The 13,010-nt window shown below is 60.4% G+C and carries 17 protein-coding genes; 13 read left to right on the forward strand and 4 right to left on the reverse strand.

Going from position 1 to position 13,010, the window contains the following annotated elements; all coding sequences use genetic code 11:
• From KA184_20120 to KA184_20150, 7 genes are all read left to right on the forward strand, one after another.
• On the forward strand, nt 1–344 hold a 344-nt coding region (locus KA184_20120; GenBank protein MBP8131891.1), incomplete at its 5' end, for a hypothetical protein.
• A 22-nt stretch (nt 345–366) separates the two neighbouring features.
• Entirely contained in the window at nt 367–729 is a 363-nt protein-coding gene (locus KA184_20125) for a hypothetical protein (GenBank protein MBP8131892.1), read from the forward strand.
• Nucleotides 730–748: 19 nt separating this feature from the next.
• Entirely contained in the window at nt 749–1,612 is an 864-nt protein-coding gene (locus KA184_20130) for a hypothetical protein (GenBank protein MBP8131893.1), read from the forward strand.
• A 15-nt stretch (nt 1,613–1,627) separates the two neighbouring features.
• On the forward strand, nt 1,628–1,999 hold the full coding sequence (locus KA184_20135) for a hypothetical protein (protein ID MBP8131894.1): 372 nt from the start codon (nt 1,628–1,630) through the stop codon (nt 1,997–1,999).
• A 4-nt stretch (nt 2,000–2,003) separates the two neighbouring features.
• Nucleotides 2,004–2,483, forward strand: a complete 480-nt coding sequence (locus KA184_20140; GenBank protein ID MBP8131895.1) for a hypothetical protein — start codon at nt 2,004–2,006, stop codon at nt 2,481–2,483.
• A complete protein-coding gene (locus KA184_20145) occupies nt 2,471–2,836 on the forward strand; it encodes a hypothetical protein (GenBank protein ID MBP8131896.1) in 366 nt (121 codons plus the stop codon). Before KA184_20140 ends, KA184_20145 begins: the two co-directional genes overlap by 13 nt.
• On the forward strand, nt 2,826–3,317 hold the full coding sequence (locus KA184_20150; GenBank protein ID MBP8131897.1) for a hypothetical protein: 492 nt from the start codon (nt 2,826–2,828) through the stop codon (nt 3,315–3,317). Before KA184_20145 ends, KA184_20150 begins: the two co-directional genes overlap by 11 nt.
• A gap of 49 nt (nt 3,318–3,366) precedes the next feature.
• Here KA184_20150 and KA184_20155 read toward each other — a convergent pair whose 3' ends face one another.
• The 4 genes from KA184_20155 to KA184_20170 form a co-directional block, all read right to left on the reverse strand.
• Entirely contained in the window at nt 3,367–4,326 is a 960-nt protein-coding gene (locus KA184_20155) for a tetratricopeptide repeat protein (GenBank protein MBP8131898.1), read from the reverse strand.
• Nucleotides 4,327–4,722: 396 nt separating this feature from the next.
• Nucleotides 4,723–5,760 (reverse strand): tetratricopeptide repeat protein, encoded by a 1,038-nt coding sequence (locus KA184_20160; protein ID MBP8131899.1) that lies wholly within the window; start codon nt 5,758–5,760, stop codon nt 4,723–4,725.
• Nucleotides 5,761–6,494: 734 nt separating this feature from the next.
• The gene (locus tag KA184_20165; protein ID MBP8131900.1) at nt 6,495–7,121 is read right to left on the reverse strand and encodes a fibronectin type III domain-containing protein; all 627 of its coding nucleotides are present in this window, start codon (nt 7,119–7,121) and stop codon (nt 6,495–6,497) included.
• Nucleotides 7,122–7,254: 133 nt separating this feature from the next.
• Nucleotides 7,255–7,875, reverse strand: coding sequence for a fibronectin type III domain-containing protein (locus KA184_20170; GenBank protein ID MBP8131901.1), 621 nt, complete (start codon nt 7,873–7,875; stop codon nt 7,255–7,257).
• 718 nt (nt 7,876–8,593) lie between these two features.
• On the opposite strand from KA184_20170, the gene KA184_20175 reads away from it, so the two are divergent.
• From KA184_20175 to KA184_20200, 6 genes are all read left to right on the forward strand, one after another.
• Entirely contained in the window at nt 8,594–9,148 is a 555-nt protein-coding gene (locus KA184_20175; GenBank protein MBP8131902.1) for a hypothetical protein, read from the forward strand.
• A 14-nt stretch (nt 9,149–9,162) separates the two neighbouring features.
• Nucleotides 9,163–9,480 (forward strand): hypothetical protein, encoded by a 318-nt coding sequence (locus tag KA184_20180; GenBank protein MBP8131903.1) that lies wholly within the window; start codon nt 9,163–9,165, stop codon nt 9,478–9,480.
• A gap of 375 nt (nt 9,481–9,855) precedes the next feature.
• The gene (locus KA184_20185) at nt 9,856–11,337 is read left to right on the forward strand and encodes a phage tail sheath subtilisin-like domain-containing protein (protein MBP8131904.1); all 1,482 of its coding nucleotides are present in this window, start codon (nt 9,856–9,858) and stop codon (nt 11,335–11,337) included.
• A gap of 12 nt (nt 11,338–11,349) precedes the next feature.
• On the forward strand, nt 11,350–11,814 hold the full coding sequence (locus KA184_20190) for a phage tail protein (GenBank protein ID MBP8131905.1): 465 nt from the start codon (nt 11,350–11,352) through the stop codon (nt 11,812–11,814).
• A 75-nt stretch (nt 11,815–11,889) separates the two neighbouring features.
• Entirely contained in the window at nt 11,890–12,567 is a 678-nt protein-coding gene (locus KA184_20195) for a hypothetical protein (GenBank protein MBP8131906.1), read from the forward strand.
• A gap of 145 nt (nt 12,568–12,712) precedes the next feature.
• A partial coding sequence (locus KA184_20200; protein MBP8131907.1) for a hypothetical protein occupies nt 12,713–13,010 on the forward strand: 298 nt, incomplete at its 3' end.

The following is a 13,010-nucleotide window of genomic DNA, read 5'->3' on the forward strand; positions in this document are numbered from 1 at the left end:
AGGACCGCGAACAGGAATTGTTCCGCCTGGCCAGTCTCTCCGACGAGGCGTTCGCGGCGACGGAGACCGCCTACGAACGCATGGCGGGCGCAAAACCGTCCGCCGATGCGGGCAGGGACGGCGGCGCAGCGAAGGCGGGCGAGGGCGCGCCGGCGCAGGAATCCGCTCAGGCTGGGCGGACCTGTACGAAGGACACCCCGCCCCTGCGCACCGACGCCGGCGTCCGTCCCCTGGACGTCGACGACAAGAAGACCTCGCTCGAGGAACAGCTGCGCGACGGCATGATGGCCGCGTACCGCACGCGGGTCGCCTCGGAAACCGGAACCCTGGCCCAGTCGGCCTAACTCATAGGAAGGAGTCAGCACCATGGCTTTCATCAATGCAGCGCACCGGGGCCTCGCCTATGGCGACGGCTACCTGCAGGGCGACGGCGAACTCGGCCAACTGGTCAAGATCGCGGGCAACGACCTGTTCACGGTGAACACCGACCCCGCCACGCCGTCTTTCGGCATCCTTATCAAGGGATACAAGAGCGGCGAGATGCCCGGCATCTATTGCATGGGCGGCGTCTACGAAACCGATGTGTTCGAGGGGACCATCCAGGCGGGCGACCTCCTGAAGGCGTCCGCAAACGGCAAACTCACGGCGGGCGTCGGCGAGGGCGATGTGGTGGTCGCGCAGGCGATCTCCGTGTCCGGCGGCACGCTCAAGTTCCGCCTGCTCGTGTAAGGAAGGAGAACACCGACCCATGAAGACCAACAACATCAACATCCACAGCCAGGAGTACATGGAGACCATGGCGCGCCTGATGAGTCAGGCGATGGAGTCTCCCGACGGCATGCGCGCGCTGGCGGCCGCCATTGCCGCACCCATCGAACAGGAGATCGACCGCAAGGAAATCTCCTCGCTCCTGCTGACCAAGCACACGTTGCCCAAGGGCGAGCGGCCCATTTACCAGAAGCGGAAGGAGGTCACGGCGCACTGGATCAGCACCGACGGCGACGCGCGGGCGGGCGAGGTCACGAAGGACGAGGTGGAATTCCCGACGAGCCGCATCCATTCCAACCCCATGGTCGATGTTTCCGTCCTCAAACACGGCAACATCGGCACGCTCATGGACATCCAGACCAGCGCGGCGAACGAAATCCGCAAGAAGATCGATAGCCGCACCCTGACCGTCTTGTCCGCGGCAGTGCCCGCCGCGAACGTCGTCGAGGTCACTGGCACGGCGCTGACCGAGGCCGCGCTCAACCAGGCCATCTCGATTATCGAAGACCTGGAGATGTCCGTGAAGTACATCGTCATGCGTGGACGCCGGTTCAACGACATGCGCTCGTGGAACCTCGACCCGGAGACAAAGGCCGAGTTGCGCGCCAAGGGCCTCATCAAGAATTACGGCACGGGCGGGATTCTGCTCACCGCCGCGGCGGCGATGGACGAGATCATCCTCGTGCCCGACGCCGAGGTCGGCAAGTGGCCCATCCGCGAGACGCTGACCACGGAGTCTATCGAGGTCAAGACGCAGTTCAAGACCGGCTGGCTTGTTTGGATGGAACTGGGCCAGGGCGTCACCCGCCCGGAAATCCTGGTCAAGATCCGGATTCTCGGGTAAGGGAGGGCACAGTACATGGTCCAAGTGAAGAACGTACGCGCCGGCATGCTGCTCATCACGGATGCCGGACTCGAACTCAAGCCGGGCGAAGTGGCCGGAGTCGCTTCGCTCAGCCGGGAAATGCAGCGGGCTGTAACATCGGGACACCTGGTGGTGGTGCACGACGATTCGCAGGCGCAGGTGTCCGCGACGCCTGTCGTCCCGACGCAGCCGGACACGGTCTCCTCGGAAGGAGTGGCTTCGCTGCAGGCGCCGGATGCCGTGGCACGCGTGCAGGCGGAGACGGACGTGGAGCGGTTGAAGTCGTGGCTCGCGACGGAGAAACGCCGTAGCGTGGTCGCGGCCATCAATACGCGCCTGCAGGAACTCGGTTCCAATACGGGGTGACCCCATGCCGCTGGCCGACCTGGTATCCACACTGCGCCAGGACCTCGCCGACCCGGAGAAGACCCTCTTCGCCGACGAGATCCTGGCGCGGTGTCTCTTGAAGGGAGCGTTTCGTCTCGCGCGGGACCTGCGTATTACGCTTTCCGTTACCGGCGGAGAGATTGCGCCGGAACCCGAGGGCGAAGCGCGGGAACTACTCCTGCTCCTGGGGCAGATAAACGCATGCCAGGTCATGCGGGCGGCAACGGCGAATGCATTCTCGTTTTCCAGCGGGGACAAGAGCGTCAACAAGACGGGCCAGCCCAAGCAATGGGCGGACCTCGAAGGGTCGTTGACACTCCAGTACCGGCTGCGGGCGGCGCAGATGACGCCCGGCGTCCATGACGATGACGGATACATCATCACGCCGGAGTTCCGGCCCGTCCTCTACGAACAGGGTCTCGACCTCGAGCCCCTGGAGGACCCTCACCTATGGCCCTACTGAGTCCGAACGAGCAAGCCAAGGCGGGCGCCGATGTGCGCGAACTGATACTCGCGTCCGCGCAGACGGCGGTGCTGCTTCGCGCCACTACGGGCGAACAGTTGTATGGAACGGACGACGCACCGTGTGCGCCCGTAGGCGAGCCGTTTCCCCTGGAGTTCATCCCAACGCCCGCGGAATACCTCGCCCAGAAGATCGACGCCACGGCCTGCGTGCTGCCGGAGGCAGACGTCCGCCAGGAAGATCGGCTGCAGGTCAGCACGGATGTCTATCGCGTGCAGACGGTGAGGGAAGAACGGTTGTTCGGAACGATCACGCACAAGGTGATCAAGCTGGTGAAACACCATGCCGGTTGAACGGTTCGGAGATTGGGACAAGGTCAAGGTGCGGCTGGAGAACAACCCCGGCGTACGCCTTGCGAAGGCCATCCGGCAGGCCACTATCCAGAATGCCCTGCTGCTCGTCCGGGAGATCAAACGGGGCATCGTCGCGCAGGCACCGGGCGGCGTGCCGTTCACGCCGCTGGCGGAAAGCACCATCGAACGCAAGGGTTCCAGCAAGGCCCTCATCGACACAGGTTTCCTGCTCATTTCCATCACGCAACGGATTCTAACCGACCACGCCTTCGTGGGATTGCTGCGTGGGACAGTCAACAAGGACGACGAGGATATGGTGAATATAGGCGCCATCATGGAGTACGGCGCGACCATCCCCATGCCGAACGGGACCACCATCGTCCTTCCGCCGCGTCCCTTCCTGCATCCAACGATGGAGAAGTACCGCGATCAGGTCGCGGACAATTACCGCAAAGCCATCCGATTAATGCCCCGGCCCTAATGCTGGATATGCCCGATTTGTGGATGCATTCAGGGACGCCGATATGTCTTCAGAGGTTGCCCAGTTGTTGAAGACCCATACGAGCCTTTCGACCAGCTTCCCCAGAAGGATCTTGACTGATGACGGTGTCAAAGTCCTTTTTCGCCTCAGCATTCTTCCCTGTCATCAGGTACGCGACGCCGCGATTCAAATACGCTTCAGGGTACTGAGGCTTCAGGCGAACCGCTGCAGAGAAATCTTCAATGGCTTTCTCATTCGCCTGCTGTTTCTGATATGCGACCCCTCGGTTGTAAAAGGTCATCGCGTCATTGGGGTTAATCGAAATCGCCTTGGAGTAATCACTAATGGCCAACTCGATATCGCCCGTCTTTCGATATGCAGCACCTCGGTTCGTCAGTGCCTCGACGTAATTCGGATCAATGTGTATTGCTTCGGAAAAGCATGGAAGCGCTTCGCCATAGCTACCGTTATGCCAATAGACCATGCCCTTATTGAGATGAGCCTCTGCAAATGCGGCATCCTTCTTAATCGCCGCGTCATAATCCGCAATGGCCTCTTGATACCGATCCAAACCTCTCTGTGCGGCTCCGCGCGCTAAGTACTCATATGGAGTCTTCGGCTCCATAGAGATAGCTCTCTGTAAGAGAGCCAAGGAGCCATTCTTGTCTCCCGAAAGGGCAATAGCGTTCGCTTTTCCAACCAAAGCACAGATGGAATTCGCGTCTATCTCCATAGCCCGCTCGAATGATTTCTGCGCGCCCGCCACGTCGTTCATTCTAGTCTGAATCTCACCTTTCAGGCACCATCCCATGGCCTCTCCCGAATTCTTCGAGAGGAACTCATTCAGGAGCGTCAGACCTGGTTCGTAGTTCGCAGCTCTTATGGCGGCCCTCGCCGCGCCCAATGTTGCATCAGGCCCCGCAGCTTCTGCCGGCCATGCGCCCACAACTTCCAACAAGATCAGCACCACAATTGCTGCTGATGCTCTGCCCGTTTCCCACGTCTTCATTTCCCGTCTCCTTCGCAAGTAGCAGGTCAAAAATCCGCACATCCATTCCCGATGCCGTATCGCAAGAAGATCCCTATTGTTATCTGATGCTCCAACGTTTTCCGAGTTTCGCAACGACAAGATTCCAAACTCCAGCGCCCGCGAACATACCAATCCATCCAGCGATGTCCCGACCGCCGGATACATTTCCGAAAACCTCTATAAGAATCCCTACCGAGCCAACTGCGAGCCAAACGAGCAGTCCTGCGAAAATTCCAAGCACATGTGCCATGCCCTTCGTTCTCATTCCGCCTCCTCTAATTGCTCAATGTCTGAGTGAATCTGGCCTGCGCGCAAACCGGCACGCACGCCCATGGGCCTGATCCGCAAAGAACCCTCTTCGATCCCTGACAAGCATCAGACAGTCTCATCCTCTTTGACCGTCATATCCAAGGCGCGCAGATCTTTGGAATCAGGGAACCGCGCCAAGCCTTTCTTGAGCAAGGAACGCGCCTTGTCAACGCGGCCCATTTCGATATAGAGCTTTGTCAGGCGAAGCAATGTTGCCTCGACCTTGATGTCTTGCTGTTCCTCGGGAAGAGGCGCTACTGAGTCCGGCGCATGCAATTTGATAGCCCACTTCGTGAAACAGTCGCCGCACTGGAATACATGCCCCTTTAGTGCAACATGCGCGCCGCGAAATACGAGCTTGAATGGCCGGTAGATCGCGTCAAGGACAAGACCGGCTACGATACCCACCGGACCATAAATCAGGCTGCCGGCTGCGGTAGCTTGATGATCTCTAATTGGCGCCACCTGTTCCTGCGGACTCACGATGCAAGTGTTTTCGCCGCTGCACCACGGGCAATGCGGGCGCACCGGAACGAACAAACGTGCGTCACAATGCCCACATGAGATGATCTGGCCCATATGCTCAGGCGTTACATGGGCACCACAAGCGCCACATTTGAATACTCTGGTTATAACCCCGAGTCTACGGCGAAACAGGCCGAGCGACTGGATTCCCCTATCACGTCCTGCGATGCTGAGCAAGACTTGATCTGCAATCATCCGTTCCTCAGTTGACTCAAAACGGGCGACGTATGATGAGCACGCCCCGATAGTTGCAGGGATGCAACCAACCCAGAAAACCATTGCACCGAAACCCATTGCCGGCAAGAAAGCTACGAAGAGGATGGCGATGATTGCTAAAGGCCAATCGTGCGAATGGGAATCTTGTACCCACCAGCGGTGCACGAAAACCAGCATGACCAGAAATACCACAGTTCCGAAGATTAGTGCTACCCTGTGCCAACTCTTCTCGCGCCGCGCTAGCGAATGTAGAACGATATTGATTTCCTCGCGTATCTCGTCATCCATTGCAGTCGACACATCCTCCTTCATCGCGACCGCCTTGATCGGAAAGCCATTGTCGGAGGAGTTCGTAACTGTCACGATGCGCGCCTCCTCTTCTCAATTGGTCGTCGAAAGCCTCTCCAAATGAAGTATATTCCCAATCCCGTGATGACGGCTGCGACTACCGCTTCCCCTGTGGCCAACGGATTTCGCAGAGAGAAGCCTTGAAGCGTTAATGCCAGCAGCACCAAGCCGTGCACGGTACCCGAACCCAACAGGCCGCCTCCGAAGCAGCTTTCCAGAGCCTGACGTACTCCAAGAGGTCTTCGGAGCGATCGTATGAACAAACATAAACTCGATGCGAACATAGCCACAGTCGCGGGTAGGTACGGAGAGCGTTCTGTTTGGATTCCGGCAGCCGCACCGATATGTCTATCCAATTGAGTGAATGCAACAAGGAGAAGTAACAGCGCCACAGAAACCCCAGGGAAAGACACTCTTTGACTCAGCTTCGAAACCCTATAACTGGTTCTAGATTTCCATAATGAGTTTTTCTCCTCGACCAGGGAATCCACGACGTTCCTTACGACGCCTTGAGTCTTGTTGTCCTCTTCGATACCGCGACGGCTCAGTTCCCTACGGATAAGGAGAAGAGCCTCAGGTTCAAATGTGTGCGGATCCACGAATGCAGCCTTGATCAAATCCTCAGTGGACCATCCCGCGTACATCTCCGACAATTCAGACAGCCTTTTCTTATCCACTGCAATAAACCCTCCAACAATCTTCTGTCCTTTCTTGCAGCGTACTGCCCTCCCTTGGATGCGAACAACTCTTCACAACACCACGGCGGCGGTGTTGCTGGGAACACTGATTCCGGCGCTGTTGACACCGATGATGCGATATTCGATTTCGCGCCTTTGCGATTGATTCGAAAGCAGGGCATGCGTTTCCAGCGCCATGCCCGCTTGTTCCCAACCGCCGAATGCGCCGCCGCCTTGCGGTTGTTCGCGCCGATAGATCACATATGCGCGGACCGGCCCGCCCTTGCCGCCGATGATGGGCGTCTTCCAATCGAGATAGACCGTGCCGGGGCCTTGCATGATCGCTTCAACCGCGCGTGGCTGATTCGGCGGGTTGCTGGGTTGCGCCGGTGTCTTCTTCCCCCAGCCGATCAATTCCAGTTTGCCCGGATCGTTCGCCGTGTCCACTTCCGATTGGTGCAACTGCGTCGTCATGTTGGCGACCAGCGCTTCAAATGCGGCGTCTTTCTCTTCGGTTTTCATTTTGGCCATCGCCCGGAAACAGATCGATACGAGAAGGCCCTGTCGCAAATCGTCGGTGGCGGTTTGCAGCGCGGGCAGATCGGCATGCGGGAAGTCGCCGGGATTCGCTTGGTATCCGGCGATCATCGCATTCGCGAGCGCAAGAATGTCCATTTCCTGTTTCGGAAACACGGCCATGTCATCGGGGCTTTCCAACGCAGAGGCGCAGAGGCCGCAGAGATTCGCGGAGAGATTTCATTCTGTATTGCCCAAAAGTCATTTCATATTCTCCGCGTTTCTCCGCGTTCTCTGCAACTCTGCGTTGAGTTCTTCAAAGGACGACTTCCGCCGTGTTGCTTGGTACGCTGTTGCCGCCGTTGTTCACGGCGATGATTCGGTATTCCAACTGGACGTTGCGCGGTTGGTCGGTCAACGTCAACTCGCTGTCAAGCGCGACGCCGACTTGATGCCATTCGTTGAACGCACCGCCAGAAACCTGCTCGCGGCGTTCGATCAGATACGTTCGCACGCGGCCGCCCGGTCCCGGCGCGGGCGCTTTCCAATCGAGGAAGAGCGTGCCCGGTCCCTGGATGACAGGATCGAGATTGCGCGGTTGCCCGGGCGGGTTGCTGGGTTGCGCGGGCGCTTTTGGTCCCCAACCGATGAGTTCGAGTTTTTCCGCGTCATCGGCGGTATCCACCTCGGACTGGCGAAGCTGGACCTTCATGATACCTTCGAGCGCGTCCAGCGCAATATCCTTGGCTTCCGTTGCCAACTGCGCCTTGGCTTCGGCGTCCAGTTGCTCGTTCTTTTTCGTCTGGTACGCTGTGCGCAACGACTGCAACGTTGGCATGTCGGCGTGTGGGAATACCGCCGGGTTCTGTTGATATCCGGCAATCATGGCGTCCGCCAATGCGACCGCGTCCGCCTCCCGCTTTGGAAAGTTCGGCATGGTCCTTTTCTCCCTCCATCCGCTCTATTTCCGCCATTTCAGGCGAAAAACACATAAATCATTACAAATCAATGACTTAAAACGCAATTCCGCGTCCTGCAACTCGATTCCGCGCTGCGCGGAACCATTTTTCACAGCGCGGAATGAGTTTTCTGCGCAGCTTTTTCGATCTTCGCTGCGCGAATTCATTCCGCGCAGCAGAAATTCAAATCGGCGCTCCCCGGAGCCGTTCCGCGCGCCCGCGCATCATTCCGCGCGCCGCGAAATCATTCCGCGTTGCGAGGAAGTTCCGCGCGTGCTGAGAAATCGGTGCGCGCTACGTGCATCCCGTTCCCGGCAGCGACGCTTCACTTCTCCCCGCGAGGAACCGCTCGCCCCCGCGAGATCCCGCCGCGCGTTATGAGCCAAGTCGGCGTGTTGCGCGCGATAACAGCGATCCCGATGATTGCGGTCTTGACGCTTGCTGCACCTGCCTTATTCAAATTTCGCGCTTGCATTCGGTGTAAGCATCGCGAAGCGCACTGTGGCTATCAGCCGCAAGCGTCACCCACGATGCTCCGAAATCCGCAGCACAACGGTACTACTTCTCGATGAATGAAATCATTGTACTTCCCCTTGATCCGCGAAAGTCAAATTCTGCCCCCTTGTCTTTGGAAATGCAGGTATATCGCCCTTTCCGGTAAGTAACCTCCGAACGAGGTTTACCGGAGACGAATGTATGACGCTGCTGCGCGAAGTGGTCGAGACCTTCATCCGCCTGGTCAAGGCGGAGATTGCCCCCAATGCCGTTCTCGTCCCCCCGGACGATGTGTTCGAGGTGCCCAGGGTTCCGAGTCTTGTCCTGCAAGGCCCCACGCCAATCGAAGACGCCGCCCGCCGCTGTCCAGCCCCTCTCCTTCTCGATGACCGGGACGCCATGACCTTCACGGAAACGGCCCATCCCCGGCTGTATCACCTGGATTTCGGCCTCGTCGCCACAGCGGGAGACGCGCCGTCCGTCCTGGACATACAGGAGACGACCACGCGGTTCTTCCAGACGCATCCCACGTTGCCTGTCGGCGAGCGGGGCGCGCTCAACCTCACGTTGCTCGTGCCGCTGGGCGGTTGGCGGCGCGTGAACTTGTCCAACCTGCGCCAGGTTTCCGGGCGGTGCCGCGTCGAGGATTGCCCGGTGTACGACGACACCGTCCGCGAAGGAAGGCTCATTCACACCCGGATATTCGAGTTCCGTGGCGGCATCACCGAAGACGCCGCTTTCGGCCCACAGACATAAAGGAGAAATCGCCCATGATTGAAGTGAAGAACCTGCTGTTCCAGCCGCTCACGCTGCACACGCGGAGCGGGCGCGGACTGCACCTGGGACCGCGTGAAAGGCTACGCCTTCCCGACGACGAGGTGTCGCCGGAGATGGAAGCGTCCGCCCGGCGCGGCGTCGTGAACCTGACTCCCGTAGACGAGAACGCCGCCAACGAACCGCTGCCCTCCCCCGGCGTCCTAGCCGACCCGGAAACGGAAACGACTGTCCGTGACCGGCTTGGCTTCGGCGTTGGGCAAATCCCGCTGCCGCAGGACAACGCGCGGATCGCGCGCAGGAAAAGGAGCTGACCCATGCCCACCTATCTTTCCCCCGGTGTGAACATCCGCGAAACGGATTTCAGCTACTACGTCAAGCAACTGTCCACCTCCGCGTGCGGCATGAGCGGCGTCACTGAGCGTGGGCCCATCAACAAGCCGACGCTCGTGACCAGTTGGGAACAGTTCGTCCGGCGCTTCGGCGGATACACCCAATCGAGCCTTCTGGCCTATGCCGCGCGCGCCTTCTTCGACAACGGCGGCGCGCAACTCTGGGTAAACCGCATCGCCCACTACACCGACCCGCTGGACAAGACCACGCTCGCCGCGTTGTGCAGCGCCGTCACGCTCAAGAACAGAAACGCCGTCAAGGCGACGCTCGCAACCGGCACGTCCGGCACGAACCGGATCCTCTGGCAGGCCGTGGCTGCAGGCGTGGTGGGCAACGGTATCACCGTCGCCCTCGTCGCATCCGGCAACGACACGCCCTTGTCCGTCGATGTAGCGGGGCCGGCCGTCACGGTCAACCTCGCAACCGATGGCGACGGCGTAGCCACGTCGACGGTCGCTCAGGTCGTTTTCGCTGTCACGGCGAAAGCCGAAGCCGCCGCGCTGGTTACGGTCGCCGGGACGGATACAGGCGTCGTGGCTGTAGTTGCCGTAACGCACTTGGCGGGCGGGTTAGAGCCGCAGGACGCGTTGACGGTCAGGGCAGTGGACGAAGGCGTCTGGGGCGACCGCATTGCTGTCCAATTGGAGAACGGTTCGCGTTCCCCGGACACGGAGTTCAACCTGATCGTCCGGCACAAGAACGAGATCGTCGAGGTCTTCAAGGACCTGTCCATGTCGCCGACGGCGGCGAACTACGTTGAGCTTGTCGTGAACGGCGACTCGGAATACATCGCCGTCGAAGACAAGACCACGGGGACCGTCACGGCGCAACACCGGCCCGCTGTGGGTCAGTTCACGCTGTCGGGCGGCGACGACGGTCTCACCGGCATTGCCGACGAGGACTACATCGGCGACCATTCGCAGCACACGGGTTTCAGTGCCTTCGAAGACGTGTTCGACCTGAACCTGCTTTGCATCCCCGGCGTCACCACGGGCGCGGTCCTGAACGCAGCCCTCACGTATGCGGAATTGCGCAAAGACGTGTTCTGCATTCTGGACACACCGATGGGCCTGACGCCGCAGGAAACGCTGGATTTCAGGCGCGGCCAGGGCGGATATGCCCACGAGGCGTTCAACTCGTCCTACGGCGCGTTGTACTGGCCGTGGCTGCGTATCGAAGATCCGGTCAGCGGCCATGAGAAGCTCGTGCCGCCGTCGGGCGCGGTTGCGGGCTGCTACGCCCGGAACGACCAGAAAGCCTACGTATGGTCGGCGCCCGCGGGTATCGACCGGGGCCGTGTCTTCAACGTCCAGGGTGTGGCCTACCTCACCCAGCGCGCGGACCGCGACGTGCTCTATCCCGAAGGAATCAATGTCATTGCGGTGTTTCCGGACTCCGGCGTGAACGTCTGGGGGCAGAAAACGCTGCTCCAACAGCCGTCCGCAGCGGACCGAGTCAATGTCCGGCGCCTCATGATCTATATGGAGCGCGCCGTCGGGGACTCTTCCCGTTTCGTGACCTTCGAGCCGAACCATCCCCGCACGTGGCGGGCGTTGCTCCGGCTCATCAACCCGTTCCTGCAGGACGTCAAGAGCAACGGCGGCGTCTATGACTACCGCGTCCAATGCGATGCGGAGACCAATCCGCCCGCCGTGCAGGACCGAAACGAAATCGTTGCCCGTGTGTTCGTGAAGCCCACGAAGACCGCCGAATTCGTGGAACTCAACTTCGTGATGACGGACACGGGCAGCGACTTCAAGGAAATCTTCAACGCGTAAGGAGAAGCGCCGATGAACGCAGCCGGCAACATGCCCAAGAGCCTGTACCAGAACTGGCAATTCGCCGTCGAGGTGAACGGGTTCGACGTGGCGCTGTTCAAGAAGGGCCAGGAGCCCAAGACGGAATTCGAGGAGGTGGCCTTCGCGCCGGGCGGCTCGATCTTCGACCAGAAGGTCGCGGGCCGCGTGAAGTTCGAGGACATCACGCTGGAGAAGGGCGTCCTGCAGGACGGCTCGGACCAGGCCGCGCGCGAGTGGATTCAGAAGCAGGTGGACGTGAACGCCGGGACCGGCAGCCTGCCCAACGACTACATGCGCGACGTGGACATCGTCCGGTACGACCGCACCGGCAACGAGACGCGGCGATGGACGCTCCACGGCGCGTGGATCAAGACCCTCGAATACGACGAACTCGAGGGCGGCAACAGCGAAAACACCATCGAGAAGATCACCATCTGCTACCAGTATTGGACGTAGGAACCGCCGCGGGGAAGGTTCCTCTCGAAGGGAACCTTTCCCGCGCTCTCGCTCTTCAGGAAAGGAACCGGATTCATGTATACCTTCACACTGCCCAGCGGGCTCGAAGCCGAACTGCGCGAGATGACCGGCGCCGAGGAGTCGCTGCTCACCAACCGCCGTCTCATGAAGGATGGCGAAGGCGTCAATCAGGTGCTCCGCAACTGCCTGGTCCGGCTCGGAGACAGGACGGAACTCGCCGCCAAAGATGTGCTGGATCTGCTGTCCGGCGACCGCTTGTTCCTCCTCGTGAAGCTCCGCCAGATTTCCTTCGGCGATGAGGTGGACCTTTCGCTCGTGTGTCCCGCCAAGGACTGCGGCGAAGTCACCGACGTTCACATTGCGCTCGACGACCTCGAAGCGACGCCCTACGGAACGGAGCGGGAATTCATCTTCGAACTGCCGCGCACGAAGAAGCCCGTCATTTTCACGCTGATGGACGGCCACATGGAGAAGCGGCTCGCGTCCCTCAAGGACCCGAACCTCCATTCCGCGATGCTCATGCGCGTGAAGGAGATTGACGGCAAGGCCCCGAACAGGAACTCGCTGGCGGAACTGCCCGCATTCGACCTGAACGCGCTCCGGGCGGAAATGCAGCGCGTGGATGGCGGCATCGATACGACCGTCCACACGGTCTGCACGGCCTGCGGCGCGCGCATCGTCACGCGGCTGGAGGCCGAACCCCCTTTCTTGTTCCCGAACGTTCGGTTGTAGCGGACGCGTTCTTCCTCGCCTACGGCGGGCTGCATTGGGGTTACCGGGAGATTGTGTCGCTGCCGCTCGGGGTGCGCCGCGAGTTCGTCGAGGCGCTCGAGCGGCAGCTCGCCTTTGAGAAGTCCGAACTGGAACGGAACCGGAAATGATCAACGACCTCGGCATGGGCATCGTGGTGACGATGCGGGACATGTTCTCCCGCAACGCCGCCCGCATCGAGTCGTCGATGGAATCGCTGGACGCGAAGGTCGCGGCGTCGAGCGAACGCATGACGCGCAACCTCGACCGCATCCAGAAGGGCACGATGCTGATGGGCGCCGGTCTCGCCCTGATGGCCGCGCCCGCGGCGCTCGTCGCCTCGACGGCCGCCACGCAGAAGGCGCTCGGAGAGATGGCGTCCTTGGGCACGAAGGACCTGCGCGCCCTCGAAGACGCGGCGGAAT

Source organism: Candidatus Hydrogenedentota bacterium (assembly GCA_018005585.1).
Classification (GTDB): Bacteria; Hydrogenedentota; Hydrogenedentia; order Hydrogenedentales; family JAGMZX01; genus JAGMZX01.